13 protein-coding genes and 2 rRNA genes are annotated in these 17696 nt (G+C 54.2%); 6 read left to right on the top strand and 9 right to left on the bottom strand.

Annotation, left to right across the window (positions count from 1 at the left end; all coding sequences use genetic code 11):
- Nucleotides 1-28: 28 nt before the first annotated feature.
- The 3 genes from MIH18_RS04865 to MIH18_RS04855 all read left to right on the top strand — a co-directional run bounded on the left by MIH18_RS04865 (nt 29) and on the right by MIH18_RS04855 (nt 3634).
- A 23S ribosomal RNA gene (locus MIH18_RS04865) occupies nt 29-2921 on the top strand.
- A 99-nt stretch (nt 2922-3020) separates the two neighbouring features.
- Nucleotides 3021-3134, top strand: a 5S ribosomal RNA gene (rrf, locus tag MIH18_RS04860).
- Between the two features lie 218 nt (nt 3135-3352).
- Nucleotides 3353-3634 (top strand): HTH domain-containing protein, encoded by a 282-nt coding sequence (locus MIH18_RS04855; protein WP_249008343.1) that lies wholly within the window; start codon nt 3353-3355, stop codon nt 3632-3634.
- Here MIH18_RS04855 and MIH18_RS04850 read toward each other — a convergent pair.
- The 6 genes from MIH18_RS04850 to MIH18_RS04825 form a co-directional block, all read right to left on the bottom strand.
- Nucleotides 3626-7132 (bottom strand): PAS domain-containing hybrid sensor histidine kinase/response regulator, encoded by a 3507-nt coding sequence (locus MIH18_RS04850; protein WP_249014049.1) that lies wholly within the window; start codon nt 7130-7132, stop codon nt 3626-3628. The genes MIH18_RS04855 and MIH18_RS04850 overlap by 9 nt on opposite strands.
- A gap of 51 nt (nt 7133-7183) precedes the next feature.
- Nucleotides 7184-7690: a hypothetical protein gene (locus tag MIH18_RS04845; RefSeq protein WP_249014048.1), complete on the bottom strand. Its 507-nt coding sequence runs from the start codon at nt 7688-7690 to the stop codon at nt 7184-7186.
- A 97-nt stretch (nt 7691-7787) separates the two neighbouring features.
- Entirely contained in the window at nt 7788-9554 is a 1767-nt protein-coding gene (locus MIH18_RS04840) for a sodium:solute symporter family protein (protein ID WP_249008346.1), read from the bottom strand.
- 5 nt (nt 9555-9559) lie between these two features.
- Complete coding sequence (locus tag MIH18_RS04835) at nt 9560-9823, bottom strand: DUF4212 domain-containing protein (RefSeq protein WP_249008347.1); 264 nt, start codon at nt 9821-9823, stop codon at nt 9560-9562.
- Between the two features lie 183 nt (nt 9824-10006).
- A complete protein-coding gene (locus tag MIH18_RS04830) occupies nt 10007-10705 on the bottom strand; it encodes a 3'-5' exonuclease (RefSeq protein ID WP_249008348.1) in 699 nt (232 codons plus the stop codon).
- Between the two features lie 15 nt (nt 10706-10720).
- On the bottom strand, nt 10721-12637 hold the full coding sequence (locus tag MIH18_RS04825) for a putative nucleotidyltransferase substrate binding domain-containing protein (RefSeq protein WP_249008349.1): 1917 nt from the start codon (nt 12635-12637) through the stop codon (nt 10721-10723).
- A 128-nt stretch (nt 12638-12765) separates the two neighbouring features.
- Between MIH18_RS04825 and smrA the strand changes: the two genes are divergently transcribed.
- Genes smrA through MIH18_RS04810 form a run of 3 tightly spaced genes read left to right on the top strand, consistent with a single transcriptional unit; the run spans nt 12766 to nt 14725 of the window.
- Nucleotides 12766-13350 carry a DNA endonuclease SmrA gene (gene smrA, locus MIH18_RS04820; RefSeq protein WP_249008350.1) on the top strand — a complete coding sequence of 195 codons (585 nt, stop codon included), beginning with the start codon at nt 12766-12768 and terminating at the stop codon, nt 13348-13350.
- A gap of 41 nt (nt 13351-13391) precedes the next feature.
- On the top strand, nt 13392-13598 hold the full coding sequence (locus tag MIH18_RS04815) for a hypothetical protein (RefSeq protein ID WP_249008351.1): 207 nt from the start codon (nt 13392-13394) through the stop codon (nt 13596-13598).
- A 5-nt stretch (nt 13599-13603) separates the two neighbouring features.
- A complete protein-coding gene (locus MIH18_RS04810; RefSeq protein WP_249008352.1) occupies nt 13604-14725 on the top strand; it encodes a DUF3080 domain-containing protein in 1122 nt (373 codons plus the stop codon).
- A gap of 64 nt (nt 14726-14789) precedes the next feature.
- Here the strand turns inward: MIH18_RS04810 and MIH18_RS04805 are convergent, their stop codons facing one another.
- The 3 genes from MIH18_RS04805 to wrbA are packed head-to-tail and all read right to left on the bottom strand — an operon-like array spanning nt 14790 to nt 17693.
- A complete protein-coding gene (locus MIH18_RS04805) occupies nt 14790-16628 on the bottom strand; it encodes a GspE/PulE family protein (RefSeq protein WP_249008353.1) in 1839 nt (612 codons plus the stop codon).
- A 56-nt stretch (nt 16629-16684) separates the two neighbouring features.
- Nucleotides 16685-17044, bottom strand: coding sequence for a DUF2069 domain-containing protein (locus tag MIH18_RS04800; RefSeq protein ID WP_249008354.1), 360 nt, complete (start codon nt 17042-17044; stop codon nt 16685-16687).
- A 43-nt stretch (nt 17045-17087) separates the two neighbouring features.
- Nucleotides 17088-17693 carry an NAD(P)H:quinone oxidoreductase gene (gene wrbA, locus MIH18_RS04795; protein ID WP_249008355.1) on the bottom strand — a complete coding sequence of 202 codons (606 nt, stop codon included), beginning with the start codon at nt 17691-17693 and terminating at the stop codon, nt 17088-17090.
- Nucleotides 17694-17696 lie beyond the last annotated feature (3 nt).

Here is a 17696-nt window from a genome sequence, read left to right as displayed (position 1 = left end):
CTTGGAGTCAGTTGTCTTGGGGTTATATAGTCAAGCAACTAAGCGCATACGGTGGATGCCTAGGCAGTCAGAGGCGATGAAAGACGTGGAAGCCTGCGATAAGGTTCGGGGAGCTGGCAAACGAGCTGTGATCCGGACATTTCTGAATGGGGAAACCCACCCGATCTAGGTCGGGTATCTTACACTGAATACATAGGTGTAAGAGGCGAACCGGGAGAACTGAAACATCTAAGTACCCCGAGGAAAAGAAATCAACCGAGATTCCCTAAGTAGCGGCGAGCGAACGGGGACTAGCCCTTAAGCTAGACAACTGGTAGGAGAAGGCTCTGGAAAGTGCCGCCATAGTGGGTGATAGCCCTGTATCCGAAACCTGAGTCTAGTGAAATCGAGTAGGACGGGGCACGAGAAACCTTGTCTGAACATGGGGGGACCATCCTCCAAGGCTAAATACTCCTGACTGACCGATAGTGAACCAGTACCGTGAGGGAAAGGCGAAAAGAACCCCTGTGAGGGGAGTGAAATAGATCCTGAAACCGTATGCGTACAAGCAGTCGGAGCAGACTTGTTCTGTGACGGCGTACCTTTTGTATAATGGGTCAGCGACTTATGTTCAGTGGCGAGGTTAACCGTTTAGGGGAGCCGTAGGGAAACCGAGTCTGAATAGGGCGAATTAGTCGCTGGGCATAGACCCGAAACCGGGCGATCTATCCATGAGCAGGTTGAAGGTTGAGTAACATCAACTGGAGGACCGAACCCACTGTCGTTGAAAAGCCAGGGGATGACTTGTGGATCGGAGTGAAAGGCTAATCAAGCCCGGAGATAGCTGGTTCTCCCCGAAAGCTATTTAGGTAGCGCCTCGGACGAATACCACAGGGGGTAGAGCACTGTTTCGGCTAGGGGGTCATCCCGACTTACCAACCCGATGCAAACTCCGAATACCTGTGAGTACTATCCGGGAGACACACGGCGGGTGCTAACGTCCGTCGTGAAGAGGGAAACAACCCAGACCGCCAGCTAAGGTCCCAAAATTCCAGTTAAGTGGGAAACGATGTGGGAAGGCTCAGACAGCTAGGAGGTTGGCTTAGAAGCAGCCATCCTTTAAAGAAAGCGTAATAGCTCACTAGTCGAGTCGGCCTGCGCGGAAGATGTAACGGGGCTCAAACTGGATACCGAAGCTGCGGCTGCATACTGTGTATGCGGGGTAGGGGAGCGTTCTGTAAGCCTGCGAAGGTGAGTTGAGAAGCTTGCTGGAGGTATCAGAAGTGCGAATGCTGACATGAGTAACGACAATGCGAGTGAAAAACTCGCACGCCGGAAGACCAAGGGTTCCTGCGCAACGCTAATCGGCGCAGGGTGAGTCGGCCCCTAAGGTGAGACCGAAAGGTGTAATCGATGGGAGACGGGTTAATATTCCCGTACCTTGAATCACTGCGATGGAGAGACGGAGAAGGCTAGGTAAGCCGGGCGACGGTCGTCCCGGTTTAAGCGTGTAGGGAGGGGACTTAGGCAAATCCGGGTCCTCAATTCTGAGACGTGATGACGACTGCCCATGTGGCGGGAAGTTATTGATGCCATGCTTCCAGGAAAATCTTCTAAGCTTCAGGTGATTTGAGACCGTACCCCAAACCGACACAGGTGGTCAGGTAGAGAATACCAAGGCGCTTGAGAGAACTCGGGTAAAGGAACTAGGCAAAATGGTGCCGTAACTTCGGGAGAAGGCACGCTGGTGGTATGTGACACCCCTCGCGGGTTGAGCAGAAGCCAGTCGAAGATACCAGGCCCCTGCGACTGTTTATTAAAAACACAGCACTGTGCAAACACGAAAGTGGACGTATACGGTGTGACGCCTGCCCGGTGCCGGAAGGTTAATTGATGGGGTTATCCTTAGGGAGAAGCTCTTGATCGAAGCCCCGGTAAACGGCGGCCGTAACTATAACGGTCCTAAGGTAGCGAAATTCCTTGTCGGGTAAGTTCCGACCTGCACGAATGGCGTAACGATGGGGGCGCTGTCTCTACCCGAGACTCAGTGAAATTGAAATCGCCGTGAAGATGCGGTGTATCCGCGGCTAGACGGAAAGACCCCGTGAACCTTTACTATAGCTTCACAGTGAACTTTGAACATGTTTGTGTAGGATAGCTGGGAGGCATTGAAGCGTGAACGCCAGTTTGCGTGGAGCCAACCTTGAAATACCAGCCTGGCATGTTTGAGGTTCTAACTCTGTCCCCTTATCGGGGATGAGGACACTGTGTGGTGGGTAGTTTGACTGGGGCGGTCTCCTCCTAAAGCGTAACGGAGGAGCACAAAGGTGGGCTAAGTACGGTCGGACATCGTACGGTTAGTGTAATGGCACAAGCCCGCTTGACTGCGAGACAGACACGTCGAGCAGGTACGAAAGTAGGTCATAGTGATCCGGTGGTTCTGTATGGAAGGGCCATCGCTCAACGGATAAAAGGTACTCCGGGGATAACAGGCTGATACCGCCCAAGAGTTCACATCGACGGCGGTGTTTGGCACCTCGATGTCGGCTCATCACATCCTGGGGCTGAAGCCGGTCCCAAGGGTATGGCTGTTCGCCATTTAAAGTGGTACGCGAGCTGGGTTTAGAACGTCGTGAGACAGTTCGGTCCCTATCTGCCGTGGACGTTGGAGATTTGAGGAAAGCTGCTCCTAGTACGAGAGGACCGGAGTGGACGAACCTCTGGTGTTCGGGTTGTCACGCCAGTGGCATTGCCCGGTAGCTATGTTCGGATAGGATAACCGCTGAAAGCATCTAAGCGGGAAGCCCCTTCCAAGATGAGATCTCCCTGGGCCCTAGAGGCCCCTGAAGAGCCGTTCAAGACCAGGACGTTGATAGGTCGGGTGTGTAAGCGCTGCGAGGCGTTGAGCTAACCGATACTAATTGCTCGTGCGGCTTGACTATATAACACCCAAGACAATTGCGGATATCGCAACGAAAAAATCGTATCACGGCCCTAAAAAGCCAGCGTTCTATCTCATCCCCCAGTGATCAACCGTTTTGTCTGACGACTATAGCGGCTTGGTACCACCTGATCCCATCCCGAACTCAGAAGTGAAACAAGCCTGCGCCGATGGTAGTGTGGTTCGTCCATGTGAGAGTAGGTCATCGTCAGACTCTTATTGCTAAAAGCCCCGACAGCTCACGCTGCCGGGGCTTTTTTTTGGCTGAATAAAACGAAACCAGCCCAAAACAGGGACGGATTTCAAATCCGTCCCTCAGTGAAACCGGTCCCCACCTGGTGATTCGCCAATTCCAACGTCATGCATAGGCTTTGAATTCGTGCGGATTTAGTGTTTAATCCAGCGCTTAGTCATTGACGCGGGCATCCCTGAATGAAAGCCAAGGTATTGATAACCCGTTTGAATGACGGCAAGATCCATTCCGGACAGTCACTCGCCATGGAGTTTGGCGTTAGCCGCACCGCAATATGGAAGATCGTACGGCGGGCGTTGAAGGAGGGTTTTGATATACGCACCGTGCGTGGCCGGGGCTATCAGTTAGCACACCCTGTGGATTTCCTGAACCAGGAAATTATCGCGAAAAACGTCGGGTTTGGCACAGTTTACCGAAAGCAGCGGGGCGTAGAGTGGTTGCCACTTACCGACTTATTTTAAAAGTTTATTCACCATAGCGCGCAGAGCAGCCGGTTTTACGGGTTTATAAAGCACATGATAGCCGCGGTCTGTCGCGTCATCTCTTACCTCTTGTGCCATATAGCCTGTAATCAGAATGCCGGGCAGGCGCTTTTTCAGAGCTACGCGCAGCGTGTCCATAGCGTCCAGACCGTTCTGGTCGTCGTCTAGCTGATAGTCGGCAAGCAGAATGTCGGGAACGTCCACACCCAGTTTTTTCATGGCGTCGTCCAGGCTTTCCGCGGCTGTTATCTGGCATTGCCAGTTGCTCAGCAGCGCCACCATACCCTGAAGAATAGCGGCATCGTTATCAATACACAGCAGATGACGGCCCTTCAGGCTGGATACCCGTCGAGCCGGGCCATAAGCCTGTACTGGCAGGGGGGTTAGCTCCTCGGCGGCCACTCTGGGCACCGTAATACTGAAAACGCTGCCACGACTCTGCCGCGACTGAACGGTCACCGGATGATTGAGCATACCGCTGATGCGGTCGACGATTGCAAGGCCAAGGCCCAAACCTTTCTTGTCGCGCCCATGCTGGAAACGGCGGAACTCTTCAAAAATCTGGGTTAGCTGATCCTCCGGAATGCCGGGCCCTGTGTCCCAGACTTCAATGCGCAGGAAACCATCCAGGCGACGGCAACCCAGCAGGATGCGACCTTCGGGCGTATAGCGTATGGCATTGGACAAAAAATTCTGGATCACCCGGCGCAGAAGCTTGGCATCTGAACGGATCCAGGCGGAGCTGGGTACGACATCCAATATAAGGTCCTGGTCATTGGCGATGGCAGAAAAATCGTTTGCCAGCCGGCGGATGATATCGCTAACCGGAAACACGCTGATATCCGGCTCCAGAGCACCGGCATCCAATTTGGAGATATCCAGCAGCGTACTGATAATTTCTTCGGCCGCACCCAGGGAGCTGTCGATGTGTTCGACCAATTGCTGACACTCGGCACTTTGAGCTTTACCTTGCAGGGCAGAGGTGAATAAGCGTGCGGCATTTAAGGGCTGCAACAGATCGTGACTGGCTGACGCGAGAAAGCGTGTTTTACTGTGATTGGCCTGTTCGGCTACAGATGTGGCTTTAAGCATCTGCTCGTTGATCACCTGCAGTTCCTGGGTTCGCTCTTTAACCCGTTGTTCGAGGTAGATATTGGTTTCCTTTAGCGCCTGTTCGGTACGACGCATGGGCGTTATGTCCTGAAATGTCGTGACATAGCCGCCGCCGGGAATCGGCGCGCCTTCAATGCGGATAAACGTGCCATCGGGCCGCTGGCGCTCATAGGACATACGCTGGCCTTGGGTCATGCTGCCAATGCGTTGAGTAACGATTTCATCGATTTTACGGGCTGAAAGATTTGCGTTAGTCAGAGTATAGCGAATCAGGTCAGCCGCCGGTCGTCCCAGACGTACAAAACTCTTGGGGTAATTGAACAGTTCAATGTATAGGTGATTCCACACCACCAGTTCCTGCTGGTGATTTACTACTGACACACCAAGACTGAGGTTTTCAATAGCGGAGTGCAGCAGCTCTCGGCTAAACGTCATTGCCTGTGAGGCCTCATCCACAATGCTGACGACGTCTTCAATCTGCATATCGCGACCGGTCAGGGTCGATTCCAAAACCACGCGCGCGGTTGAACCACCGATAATCGATGCCAGCTGGCGCTCTATGTACTTCATTAAATGTGTTGTTGCAGGCCGCTGTGGGTAAAGGCGGATGGCATTGCGGCGCTCGTAATTGCGAAACACCGTTTCTGCGCGCTCGTCGCCCATGAAGCGATCAGCCAGAGCCTGCAGGTCGGAGGTCAAAATCTCACCCTGCCAGGTTTGCTGGTGGGGGGTTTCTCCGCGTCCGTGAGTGTCCTGAAAATAACTGGCGATCTGTATTTTCTCACGCACTCGTTGGCGGGTTACTAAGGACAGCATTATATAAATTGCAGTATTGGCTCCCAGGCTCCAGATTATACCGTGGCTGATTTGGTCCAGTTCAGCGCCAAACAGGGCGGTGGGACGGGTCCAACTCATGCCCCAGAGACCTTGCTGAACAAGCGTGTCGTTGATCCAGCCGGTAGATGCCAACGCAGGCAGAAGCAAAGTGTAGAGCCATAGTATAAAGCCTATAAAAAGACCCCATACCGCTCCGTTGTGGTTACCACCGCGCCAGACGATTCCGCCCACCAACGCTGGCCCCAGTTGCGCCGCAGCAGCAAACGACAGTAGCCCGAAGGCTGTCAAACTGGTGTCTTCCCCTGCCATCCGATAAAAACCGTATGCTGTCAGTAAAACAGCGGAGATAGCGATGCGGCGAATACTAAGGAGCAAGTAGCTCAGGTCCGCCTTGCGATTCATTCTGGGACGGAAGAATTTCAACAAAGCCGGCATAATGATTTCGTTGCTGACCATGGTGGCGACCGCCACCGAGCACACAATCACCATCGCCGCCGCTGCGGAGCCGCCCCCCAGAAACGCCAGTACTGCAAGCCAGGTATTGCCGGCCAGTATGGGCAACTGAAGCGTCATAATGTCAGGGTTGTAGTTGGCACTATCGGGTACAAGCAAGCTGGCAGCGGCAATCGGCAGTACAAAAGCGCTGGCGATGATCAGATAAATAGGCATAGCCCAGCGCGCGGTCTCGAAATCGCGGGGATCGCTGTTTTCAACCACCATAACGTGGAACTGCCGCGGCAGGCAGACAATGGCCACCCCGGCGACCAGGGTTTGGGTAATAAACGCGGTCAGATTCAGATTTTGGGTTGTCAGCACTCCGGTGAGATCGGCCGCGGCTACCCGCTGTGTAAGGTCGCCAAAGCCATTGAAAAAGCCAAACAGCACAAACAATCCAACCGCTGAAAACGCCACCAGTTTGATTACAGATTCAAACGCAATGGCTTGAATCATGCCGCGGTGATGCTCTGTTGATTCCAGGTGGCGGGTACCGAATAAAATGGTAAATAGGGCCAGAGCCAACGTAATGTACCAAGCTGAATCGCTCCAGGCGGCGCTGCTGAGTTCCTGTGCGCCGCCGTGGGGGCTGGACAACACCGCAAAGCCCATGGCGATGGCTTTTAACTGCAAGGCGATGTAAGGCACGCTGCCGATTAACGCAAAGGCGGCTATCATCGCTGCTAGCAACTGGGATTTTCCGTAGCGGGAAGCGATAAAGTCGGCTATGGAGGTGCTGCTGTTGCGCTTGCTGATGTGAATGATGCGGCGCAACAGCGGTGCGGCGAACACGAACACCAATATCGGCCCAAGATAGATGGGCAGAAACCCAAGTCCTTCCTGGGTGGCGCGACCCACGGCGCCATAGAAAGTCCAGGAGGAAAAATACACGGCCAGAGAGAGTGCGTAGATGTGGGTTCTGGCCAAACGTCGCTTATACAGCCCCGGGTGGCGGTCGCCTGCCCAGGCCACTACAAACAGCAGGGAAATGTAGGTGATGGAAATTAAAACCAGCAACCAGACACTAATCATATTAATGCATATCCGTCAGGTGATCAGGCTGCCAGGCCCGTTACCGGATTATCAGCGAGCACACACGGTGGAATAAAGTGGGTCATTCCTTTCCAGAACTTTCATGTTGTCGACCCTTGGCGTTCCATCAGAACCGATAGGAACAACCTCGCGAGTCCCGCAATTAATAATGTGAACTCGGTGTGCAACCGTGTCAGTGATTTTCTGTTCAAAGCGGTAAAGTGTGAACCGTACTATATTCGGATTGTTCGTATCCCGGGCGATGCTGTTTTTATCAACAGTGGAGAATGCGGTTACGTATGGGTAAACCAATGACCACGGGCGCCAGAATATACCTTCTCTTTCTGTGCTCACCACCGCTGCCTCATCAGGCAGGCGTGTCTGTTTATTGTCATACCAGATGTATTCTCCGTAGATAAGGTAGCCAAGCATACCGGCGCCGGCAAATACCGGAATAATCCATTTAGGCGCCATCTTGCGGGTGAGAAACCGGATTCCGAGAGCAATGCCGGCGGCGCCCAGTCCACAAAATACGGTGGCGACAAAAGTCCAGAACATAAATGTGTTTCCTTAAAAAAGAACGGGCCTCCTCTAAGAGGAGGCCCGTTCGGTAACAACCTGTCAGCTCAATGAGTGAAACAGGCCGGGTTGTTGCTTAGTGGTCCTGAGCTTTTCCGGCACCGCGTGGGTAACGAACGCTCTCAACCAGTTCCTGAATCTCAACGGGTGGCTCATCCGTCACATTGGATACCGTGAAGGCTACCGCAAAGTTGACGACGGCACCAATCGCACCGATAGACAAGGGCGAGATACCAAATACCCAGTTCGCCGGAATGTCAGCAAGGTTGGCGGTACCTGGTATGAAGAACCATCCTTTGTACACGAAGATGTACGTCAGGGTGAACGCCAGGCCGCACAGCATACCCGCGATGGCGCCAACATTGTTAACGCGCTTGGAGAAAATGCCCATCATCAGAGTCGGGAACAGAGATGCGGCTGCGATGCCAAACGCCAGGGCAACAACCTGTGCGGCGAATCCTGGCGGGTTGGCGCCAAGATATGTCGCGACAACAATCGCAACGGCCATCGATATACGGGCGGCTCTCAACTCGCCCTTCTCCGAAATACCCGGATTAATCGAGCCTTTGATCAGGTCGTGACTGATCGCTGAAGATATCGCCAGCAGCAAGCCTGCGGCTGTTGATAGCGCCGCTGCCAGACCGCCTGCGGCTATCAGCCCGATAACCCAACCCGGCAGGTTGGCAATTTCCGGGTTGGCGAGCACAAGGATGTCACGGTTTACGTCCAGTTCGTTGCCTTTCCAGCCGCGTGCGTCAGCTTGAGTCTGAAAAGACGGGGCATCGTTATAAAGCTGGATACGCCCGTCTTCGTTTTTGTCAACGAACTTGATCAGACCTGTAATTTCCCACTCTTTGACCCAGTTCGGGCGGTTGTCGTACTGAATTGGCTCAGCAGCGGTGCCATCGGGATAAATGGTGGTCATCAGGTTCAGGCGAGCCATAGACGCAACTGCCGGCGCTGTGAGGTACAGCAGCGCAATAAACACCAGGGCCCAGCCAGCAGACCAGCGAGCATCTGCAACCTTAGGAACCGTGAAGAAGCGGACGATAACGTGGGGCAGGCCAGCGGTACCAATCATCAGCGTCAGGGTAAACAGCGCCATGTTCAGGTGGCTGTCGAGATCTGCAGTGTATTCTGTGAAGCCTAAGTCAGTGACGACCTGGTTCAGCTTATCGAGAATCGGCATGCCCGAATCGATGTGAGTGGAGAACAGACCCAGCCCTGGAATCGGGTTGCCTGTCAGTTGCAGAGAAATAAATACAGCAGGGATCGTGTAGGCAATGATCAGCACAACGTACTGGGCCACCTGCGTATAGGTGATGCCTTTCATGCCGCCAAGTACTGAGTAGATGAAAATAATCACAGCAGCAATCATCAGGCCAGTTGTGGAGTCAACCTCCAGGAAGCGAGAGAAGGCTACACCAGCGCCGGCCATTTGGCCGATAACATAGGTGACAGACGCTACAATCAGACACACAACCGCAACCAGGCGGGCGTTGCGGCTGTAGAAGCGGTCGCCAATAAACTCTGGAACCGTGAACTTGCCAAACTTGCGCAGGTAAGGCGCCAGAAGCATGGCCAGCAGAACGTAACCACCCGTCCAACCCATCAGGTAGGCTGAGCTTGCATAGCCACTGGCAGCGATAATACCTGCCATGGATATAAAGGATGCAGCAGACATCCAGTCGGCGCCAATCGCCATGCCGTTGGTGATAGGGTGAATACCGCCGCCGGCAACATAGAAGTCTTTTGTACTTCCGGCCTTGGCCCATATGGCGATAAGGATGTAGATGGCGAATGAGCCACCTACAAAAAGGATGTTAATGGCAAATTGACTCATTGTTATTATTCCTCGTCCACGCCGAATTGTTTATCGAGCCTGTTCATGCGCCACGCGTAGTGGAAGATCAGTGCGATAAACGTGAGAATTGAGCCCTGTTGAGCGAACCAGAAACCCAGATCCGTGCCGCCGATGGAAATGCTGGACAGCATTGGCCGCAGGAAGATCGCGAAACCATAAGAAACCAAAGCCCAGATAATAAGGCTTCCGTAAATCAGGCGGAGGTTCGCCTTCCAGTACTGCTCAGCGTTTTCGCTATGACCTGACATAGAGTACTCCTGTTGTTATTGTGGAGTTTGCGGGATTACCTTATTGACTTTGGTGCAATGCGAGCCCGAGTGATATTGGCAAAAGGTCTAAAACTCTGGATTTTGACGGGTTTACGGTTGAAATTTGAGAACTGGCGCAGGCGCTTCAGCTCGATATCGGTCATGGCTTTGCATATGGTGCTGTTAAAACCGTTGTATGTTTCTCAGGCGGCGCTGGTAGCGCAATTTGTTGCTGAGCTCGGCCAGAGTGTGAATACCTTGTTGTGCGGCTTTGTTAAGAGCAATTAATGTAAGCTCAGCGGTGACCATAGCGTCAGCCGCGGCGTGATGGCGGGTACTGGCGTGTACGCCAAAGATATCAGCCCAGTTGTCTAAACCTTTGCCTCGGGTGTTAACGCTTGGAAAAAACGCAGGCATCAGCTCTGCAACATCAAGCCAGATGTGATTTTCACCATAGCCGAGTACAGCGCGCAGGGTTTTTTCCAGAAACTTCTGATCGAACGCCGAATGATAAGCCAGAATGGGATCTCCATCCATCCAGTCTAACAGGTGCAATAGAGCGTCTTCGGTCTCACGGCCGTCGGTCAGCGCTTCGGGGCCGATACCGTGAATCAGTACGGTTTTACGGATATCTAGCTCTGGCCGGCGTAATATCAGATCAAATTGATCGTTTAACGGTATAGCGTTGTTGTTGATAGCTACGGCGCCTATGGCGATCATTTGATCTTTGGCCGGGTTCAGCCCAGTGGTTTCCAGGTCAAGCACAATCAATCGTGAAGCCATCAAAGGCTGGTCACCAATCGTTTTGGGGTTCGGCAGGTTGGCGATGTCTATACCGCCACGCTTTTTGCGCTCCAGCCACTGCTTTAGAAAGTCGATCATAATCAGGCCCTGGGGCTAGAGCTGGTAAGCCAGTTCCAGCTTCTGTTGCAGGCGCTGGGCCTGGCGGAAAGATTCGCGGAGTATTCGGCGGTCCAGCGGGTTCAGGTCATCTGGATCAATGTAGTTGGTTAGCGGTTCTTTTTGTTCCAGCATTTCATGATGTGTCCGCATACGGATGGCCTGTATCAGGCTGTAGGCTTCTTTCCAGGCGTTGGCATCTTTTGCGTCGAACACGCCTTTGCGAGCCAGTTCATCCATCCGCTCCAGGGTATTCGCAGCCCCTACACCGTTAGCCAGGGCAAACACTCGCACGGCTTCAACGAAGGGTGCCAGGCCCTGACGCTTCAGATCCAGCGCGGGTTTTTTACCATCGCTGACATAGCGAAAGCTGCGGAACATGGTCAGTGGTGGCTTGCGGGTAAAAGCGTTGCCTGCCAGCATTTTCTGAAACAGCGCGTTGTTGCCGATGCGTTTCAGAACGGTCTGAAATAGCTCGTGCAACGGTTCGCTGGGACCAAACACTGCGCGCATGTCGAGGAATATAGACGAATACACCAGGTTCTGCGGTGTCGAAGCATCGATAAAACGCACGAACCAGTCGTCCCATTCGGCGCCGCTCAAACACAGTTTCGGGTTGCTGGCCATAATATTGCCCTTACACAGGGTGAACCCACATTCCGCTAACTCGTCGTTCACGATGCGCGCGAACGGCAGCAATTTCTCCCGCACTTGATCTTCCGTCATACCTTCCGGCGTGGTGAACAATATGCCGTTGTCCTGATCGGTCAACAGAGTCTGCTCCTGGCGACCCTCGCTGCCGAACGTCAGCCAGGTGAACGGTACGCCGGGATCGTTTTTGGCGATGTTCAATTCTAATACGCGGCGCACGGTGACATCGTTCAGGGTCGTAATGATTTTTACGATCTGGCCGGAATCGGCGCCGTGGGCCAACATGGAATCGACCAGGCGCGAAACATCCGCGCGCAGGCTGACCAGGGTGCGTAGGTGAGTTGCGGTGCCGATGGTGCGGGCTAGATTGACCAGGTCAACGCGCTGCAGCGCAAACAGATCCCGTTCTGACACAACGCCAATCAATCTGTTTTCTTCATCCACTACACAAATGTGGGCAAAGTGATGCTCCGCCATCAGCATGGCGGCTGCAAAGGCATCTTCTTTTGCCAACAATGAGCAGGGGTTCGGTGTCATTACCTGCCGAATCGGCGCACTCAGGGGGGCCTTTTCTTCGGCAATCAGTGTGCGCAAGTCGCGCAGTGTGAAAATGCCCACCGGATGTCGGTTGTCGTCCGTAATTACAATACTGCCCACGCTGTTTTCGTGCATGCGCGCCACAGCCTTGCGCACCGGCAAGTCGGGTGTGCACACAATGGGATTACGCAGGGCAAAGCGTTCCAGCGGCGAGTCTAACGTAAAATTCGAACCAATCGACGCCATGGCGCCGGACTGTATGCGTTGATTCACCTGATCGAGAAGGCTACTGACGCCGCGTAGGCAAAAGTCACGGAACGTATCGCTTTGGGTAAACAGGGTGACAAAAGCTTCATGTTTAATGCTTAGGCAGAATGTGTCGCCCACCGACCGATGCAGCGTGCGGGTAGGCCGTTCACCCACAAGTGCGGCCAGGGGAAAGCAGTCCCCCAGGCCAATCTCGAAAGTGGTTTCGGTGCGATCGTCTCTGCTATTGAGTCTCTCGCCACGAATCCGACCCTGCTTTACAACGTAAAATTGGGTAGCAACGCCGTCGTCCGCGGACAAAACCACCTCGTCATTAGCGTAAAAACGTAGCGTAGAATGCTCGGCAAAGTGCGCTAGGTGGTCTTCTTCCATATTGGAGAAAGGCGGATGATTTTGCAGAAAAGCCATAACAGCCCGGGTATTTTGTGGGCGACTCTGGTCTTGAGAGGCTGCTGCCATAGTCGGTTTCACTCTGTCGACAACGGGTGGATGTGCTTACAGTCTAGTGCAGGCGTCGCCGGATTGCTTTATGGCATCGCAGGGCAGTGGTAAAGTTCGCCGCATTAGGAACCATTGATAATACTGTCATGACTACCAAAGAAGATCGACTGCGTTTTCTCGCTGAAATGGGCGATGTAAAACGTATAAAACGGCCAAACAAAGCCAACGTTGTTGTGCCTCGCGAGCTGACCCCGGGCCACCTGGAGCGCCAGCGGGCGGCCATCGCGTTGCCACTGAAAGACACGAATCCGCTCACGGCGGACATGGTTGAGCCTTTGACCGCTCAGGACATTCTTAGCTGGAAACGCCCCGGTGTTCAGAACGGCGTGTTTCGCAAACTGCGACTCGGTTACTACCCCAGCGAAGCCAAGCTGGACTTGCACGGGATGACGGTAGACGAAGCCCGGCGCCAGGTGTTTGGCTTTGTTAATGACTGCATGCGCTATGACCTACGCACGGTAACGATTCTGCACGGTAAAGGTGAGCGCAACCTCGACGGTATCGCCTGGCTTAAAAGTTACCTTGCTAAGTGGTTACCGGAATTGGAGCCGGTGCTGGCGTTTCACACAACGCAAAAGCACCACGGCAGTACCGGAGCCATTTACGTTATGATCCGCAAGAGCGATCGTGAGAAACAGAATAATAGGGAAGTTCACGGCCGGCGCGATTAGGCGTCGCTAATGACAACATTAACTATAAATCGGAGAAGTTTATGACCTGTCTGCTGACAAAAAAGACCGCGTTGATCATTGTTGCGCTGACCGCCTTAGCAGGCTGCAAAGATCGTGTTATCTGGGAAGATAACGGTGCGTTGGAAAGAACCACCGAAAATCGGGAAATCTGGGACACCAACGGCAAAATGGGTAATGGCGATCGCCCTATTTGGGTTAATAAAGATGGCGAAAAAGTTATTAAGTAATGACAATGACCCAGACCTCTGAAGTATTTGATAAACGTTCTGTTAGCGTTTTTTCGGTGGTGTTTGCGGCAATCTTTCTAACTGCCTGCAACCCGTTTGGTGAAGCGCGACCCATGATGGACGAATACGTTGAGCGCCTGGGCCGTGTGTTGGAAACCGACCCGCAGTTCAGCGAACCGGCCCCAGCCCCTATTTTGCCGCGCCGCCGTGAACGGGTTCTGGACATGCCAGAGCTGGAACTCGGAATGTTGGACTTTCTGTCGCTCTACGGTTGTGACCTACAATTTGTTGTCGGTGAAAAAAATTCCATCATGGGCAAAGTTATGCAGCCCCTGAACCGTTTGAGGTACGAACTGCGTTTTATTGCCAGCGCTGAAAGATGCCTGCAGAGCAGCATCGATGATGGGGATGAAGAGCTGCAGGACACGTTGCGACAAGCCATAAGTAGTAAGCGCGAGAACCTGCCCATTGCGCTTTGGAACGCAACTTGGGGTGTCGAGGAAGTCGAAAGCCTGTTTACCACCAGCAAGGGATTTTATCCGGTGATTGCCAAGAGTCCGCTGTCGGACCTTGCCCGTGAAGCCGTCCAGTTAGAGCGTGCGGCGCGGGGTCTTCTTAATGGCGAATTGGAGCAGAATCTGGACTTTGCCGGGGCCGTGCAACAGCGTTGGCAGGCCGAGTATCGCGCCGGCCAGTTAATCAACAGTGCCCTGTTGGTGGCGGCGCGACTGAATGACGGCACGGAGGTGATTGAACGCCGGTTGGCGCAGCGCCCCCTGTGCTTAAATGGTAAGCCCAACAATCAGTCCACCATCGTGCAGGGTATGTTTTTCAGTATTTATATTGGTAAGGTGCAACCGTATCTGGCGGATCTGCACCGTGCCCGCATCGAGCTGCTGGAGCCGTTGGCGCAACTGGCGCAGATTCAAACCGCCGTGATGCCACAGAGTTTTCAGCGCTGGCAGGCGCGCGCTTTGCCCGTCGAGCCCGGTGTTGGGAATGTTCATGTTGAGAGTGCTGATGCTGAACGTGCAAACGTGTGGGGTGATCTGGATCAGGCCGTGGCCGACCACACCCGCGGCTGGCAGCAGCTTTTGGAACAGTGCGGCCTGCGCCCGGGTGCGTAGCGCGTGTTGATTAACGAACAGTACTTAACAAACATCACTTCGTAGAACGCGCTTAAAAAAACATCTAACGCTGGCTTTCAGGCGTTACCCGCAGAATTTCTTCAACGCTGGTCAGCCCGGCGGCGACCTTTTGCGCGCCACTCAGGCGCAATGACTTCATTCCGCTTTTGTAAGCGTCGGCGCGCAGCTGCTCCAGTTCACAGCCCTCAGTGATTTGTCGCACCATGGCGCTGGACAACTCCAGTATCTCATAAACGCCCGAACGGCCAATGTAGCCGGTCTGGCGGCATTCCAGGCATCCTGCCGGCTGATAGAATTCTTTTGGCAGAGGTGCGCGCCAAGGCTCGGTCAGGGTTTTCCAGGCATGTTCATCGGGCTCGCAGGCCACTTTGCAGTGCGGGCAGAGGTTCCGGGTCAGGCGTTGAGCCATAATACCAAGCACGGTCGCCCGAATCAGGTATGGGGGAATGCCCAGTTCCATCAGTCGGGTGATGGCGCTGGGAGCATCGTTGGTGTGTAAGGTACTTAGGACCAGATGGCCCGTCAGCGCGGCCTGTACCGCCATTTCTGCGGTTTCCAGATCGCGAATTTCGCCAATCATAATGATGTCAGGGTCTTGCCGCAGCAGTGCCCGAACGCCTGCGGCGAAGGTCAGGTCGATATTGGTCTGCACTTGCATTTGGTTAAACGCCGGCTCCACCATTTCAATGGGGTCTTCAATGGTGCATACGTTCAGCTCTGGTGTGGCAAGCTGTTTGAGCGTGGAATACAGGGTGGTGGTTTTACCCGAGCCAGTAGGGCCGGTGACTAACACAATACCGTGGGGTCGGCCGGTGATGCCGTTCCAGTGTTCGCGGTCTTCACGGCTGAAACCCAGCTGTTCGTAGGACTTTAGCAGTACGTCCGGGTCAAAAATCCGTAGCACCATTTTTTCGCCAAAGGCGGTGGGCAGCGTGGCCAGGCGCAGTTCTACTTCTTGATTGTCCGGCTTGCGGGTTTTTATGCGCCCGTCCTGAGGTCGGCGTTTTTCGGCTACGTTCAGCCTGCCCAGTATCTTCAGGCGACTGGTAACGGCTGTGCCTACGTGGCCAGGAAATTCGTATACCGAATGCAACACGCCATCAATGCGAAAGCGCACCCGGGTAATGCCGCGGCGCGGTTCAATGTGAATATCAGACGCGCGCTGGTCAAAGGCGTATTGCAACAGCCAGTCGACAATTTTCACCACGTGTTGATCATTGGCTTCGGGCTTGTCGCTGGTTCCCAGGTCCAGCAGCTGCTCGAAGTTCTGGTGGCCCGCCAGTGGCCCCTTAGTCTGGCCGCCGCTGGCTTTGTCTACTGAAGTGGCAAGCTGATAGAACTCCTGGGTATAACGGCGTAAGTCCTCGGGGTTGACGACCACCCGTTTTAGCTCTTTGTGCACGGCCTGACGCAGGTTCTGTTCCCACTCCGAACGAAAGGGTTCGGCGCTGGCGATCAACACCTCGTCATTATGAATTTCTACTGCCAAAATACTGTGGCGCTGGGCGAAGGCGAAGGACATCACCCGCGCTATGGCTACGGTGTCAATTTTCAACGGGTCAATATGGTAGTAATCCTGCCCGGCCCAATCCGCCAGCCATTGAGTCAACCGCTCCAAATTCAGAGTTTGTCCGGAACGCTGGCTGACCAGAGCGGCAATGGCGACCACTTCCAGTGGATGGCGCGGTGCTGTTTCGCCCCCGGCCCTGCCAAGGTTAGCCGACAACACACGTTCGGCGTCGGTTTGCAGAATGTCACCGCTGCTGACCAAAGCCGTGCAAATATCCCGCAGGGTCAGCGTCGCTCTCGCCGGCGCCTGCTGCACTCTAGCCTGATGTACTTGGGCCGGCGGGCGTTTGTCGCGGGGAGGCACTGAAGCCATAAGCTGGGCGTCCGTTGCAGTCATCGGAAGGGAAAAACGTGTTGTGTCAGTAACACTCAGGCCGTTTCGGGCCGATTTACCTTAAGATGAATCATCGCCACAGTAAACAGAAAGAAGGTTAGCACCGTTGTAATAACCGGCCCGATGGCGCCCTCACTGAGCCAGGCTGACACCACGCCTTGAGTGAAATAGAAAATGATAACGAAGGACAGCCAGATATAAGCGCGACTGTTTCCGCGATACACCGGCACAATAAAACCCACTAAAGGCAACAGTTTCACCGCCAGTATCATGGTGATGGAGACGCCTTCGTCTGGCCCCGGGAAAAAAGTAGTCACCACCAGGGTAATCATCGTGGCCAAGTAGAGCGCCAGAGTAATACGTGCCGTTATGAGTGCTTTCGGGTTACGCAACATGTTAGAAATCCGCAATTGTTTAAGATGATTCCGCGATAGCGGATTAGTCGGCCAGCTTCAGTGCCAGACGAGCCAGGCGCTCGCCAAACGCTTGACAAAGAATCTGTTCGTGTTCGCTCAGTGGCAGTTGTTCGCCGGTGCCGGCGAAATGACTAGGGCCATAAGGTGTGCCGCCGGTCGTGGTGGCACCCAAAGCCGGCTCGCTGTAGGGCAAACCGCACAGCACCATGCCATGGTGGAGCAGTGGCAGCATCATCGACAGTAATGTAGTTTCTTGCCCGCCATGAAGGCTGCCAGTTGACGTAAATGCTCCGGCGGGTTTGCCAGCCAAGGCGCCGGCAAGCCACAAATCACCGGTAGTATCCAAAAAATACTTTAATGGTGCGGCCATATTGCCGAAGCGGGTAGGGCTGCCAATGGCCAAGCCAGAGCAGTCAGCCAAATCGTCTTTGCTAACATAGGGTGCGCCTTCATCGGGCACCGGCGGCACTGCGCTGGTGGTTTCTGGTGCCACCGGCGGCACGCTGCGAATTCGCGCCTGCATACCGGTCACCCGGGCAACGCCGCGGGCAATGCGATTGGCCATGTCGGCGGTTTGGCCGGTGCGGCTGTAATACAAAATCAGTACGTAGGGAGCCGGTGCGGTCATGGC

Source organism: Marinobacter sp. M3C, from assembly GCF_023311895.1.
GTDB lineage: Bacteria > Pseudomonadota > Gammaproteobacteria > Pseudomonadales > Oleiphilaceae > Marinobacter.
This window is presented reverse-complemented; position numbering and strand designations above follow the sequence as displayed.

Excerpts from the sequence above, each read along its gene's own strand:
- MIH18_RS04855 (WP_249008343.1), top strand. The coding sequence starts at position 3,353 with ATGAAAGCCAAGGTATTGATAACCCGTTTGAATGACGGCAAGATCCAT.
- MIH18_RS04850 (WP_249014049.1), bottom strand. The coding sequence starts at position 7,132 with ATGATTAGTGTCTGGTTGCTGGTTTTAATTTCCATCACCTACATTTCC.
- MIH18_RS04845 (WP_249014048.1), bottom strand. The coding sequence starts at position 7,690 with ATGTTCTGGACTTTTGTCGCCACCGTATTTTGTGGACTGGGCGCCGCC.
- MIH18_RS04840 (WP_249008346.1), bottom strand. The coding sequence starts at position 9,554 with ATGAGTCAATTTGCCATTAACATCCTTTTTGTAGGTGGCTCATTCGCC.
- MIH18_RS04835 (WP_249008347.1), bottom strand. The coding sequence starts at position 9,823 with ATGTCAGGTCATAGCGAAAACGCTGAGCAGTACTGGAAGGCGAACCTC.
- MIH18_RS04830 (WP_249008348.1), bottom strand. The coding sequence starts at position 10,705 with ATGATCGACTTTCTAAAGCAGTGGCTGGAGCGCAAAAAGCGTGGCGGT.
- MIH18_RS04825 (WP_249008349.1), bottom strand. The coding sequence starts at position 12,637 with ATGGCAGCAGCCTCTCAAGACCAGAGTCGCCCACAAAATACCCGGGCT.
- smrA (WP_249008350.1), top strand. The coding sequence starts at position 12,766 with ATGACTACCAAAGAAGATCGACTGCGTTTTCTCGCTGAAATGGGCGAT.
- MIH18_RS04815 (WP_249008351.1), top strand. The coding sequence starts at position 13,392 with ATGACCTGTCTGCTGACAAAAAAGACCGCGTTGATCATTGTTGCGCTG.
- MIH18_RS04810 (WP_249008352.1), top strand. The coding sequence starts at position 13,604 with ATGACCCAGACCTCTGAAGTATTTGATAAACGTTCTGTTAGCGTTTTT.
- MIH18_RS04805 (WP_249008353.1), bottom strand. The coding sequence starts at position 16,628 with ATGGCTTCAGTGCCTCCCCGCGACAAACGCCCGCCGGCCCAAGTACAT.
- MIH18_RS04800 (WP_249008354.1), bottom strand. The coding sequence starts at position 17,044 with ATGTTGCGTAACCCGAAAGCACTCATAACGGCACGTATTACTCTGGCG.
- wrbA (WP_249008355.1), bottom strand. The coding sequence starts at position 17,693 with ATGACCGCACCGGCTCCCTACGTACTGATTTTGTATTACAGCCGCACC.